Source organism: Myxococcus sp. CA023 (assembly GCF_010998615.1).
In the GTDB taxonomy this organism is placed as follows: domain Bacteria; phylum Myxococcota; class Myxococcia; order Myxococcales; family Myxococcaceae; genus Myxococcus.
On record NZ_JAAEAH010000186.1, the window covers coordinates 1 to 672 of the forward strand.

The window sequence follows — 672 nt, forward strand, 5'->3', positions numbered from 1 at the left end:
CCACCGCACGCCCTTAGTAGCTTACTTGCCCTAATCTCTTGTTTCACGCCCGCCTCCCGGCGGATTGTCGAAACTCGAAACCAAGGCCCAGACTCCTGCTCTTCGCAGCAAGCCTGGAAGACTTCTTGTTACTTACGCTTGATTAAAAGCACCTGACTTCCTTCCCCTCGCCTTCGCCTCACGGCGTCGGCTGGGTACTTTCGTCAGGGCTTCTGCGAGAACTTCTCTCAGCAGAAATTGAACTTACCCTTCGTATGCACTTGTCAAAGAACGCTTCTCTATACTTCAGAGAAAACTTGCGTGGAGCTGCTAGGGTGCGCGTCACCGCTTTCCTCCTCGTTAAGAGGGAAATGGTGGGCCTAGGTGGACTTGAACCACCGACCTCGCGCTTATCAGGCGCGCGCTCTAGCCAGCTGAGCTATAGGCCCAGCGGGCTACCGCGTCGGCAAACCCTACAGCGTCCTTCATTCTCAAAGAGCCAAGTCGCATGGACTCAGTCCTTCAAAACCAAACAGCAAGCCCAGAGTAAGTCGCTAGATTGTTATTCGGAAACGTTGACCTGGTTGACCTGACGCGACTCGAAAGTCGCTGGCATCGCCTACTGCGTCCGAAGACGCTGTCCGATGCCCGGTCTCCTTAGAAAGGAGGTGATCCAGCCGCAGGTTCCCCTAC

The 672-nt window shown here is 55.2% G+C and carries 1 tRNA gene; it reads right to left on the minus strand.

Annotated features, from left to right (window positions below):
* Window positions 1-351 precede the first annotated feature (351 nt).
* Window positions 352-428 (minus strand) — tRNA-Ile (locus F8M74_RS37195).
* Window positions 429-672: the final 244 nt, after the last annotated feature.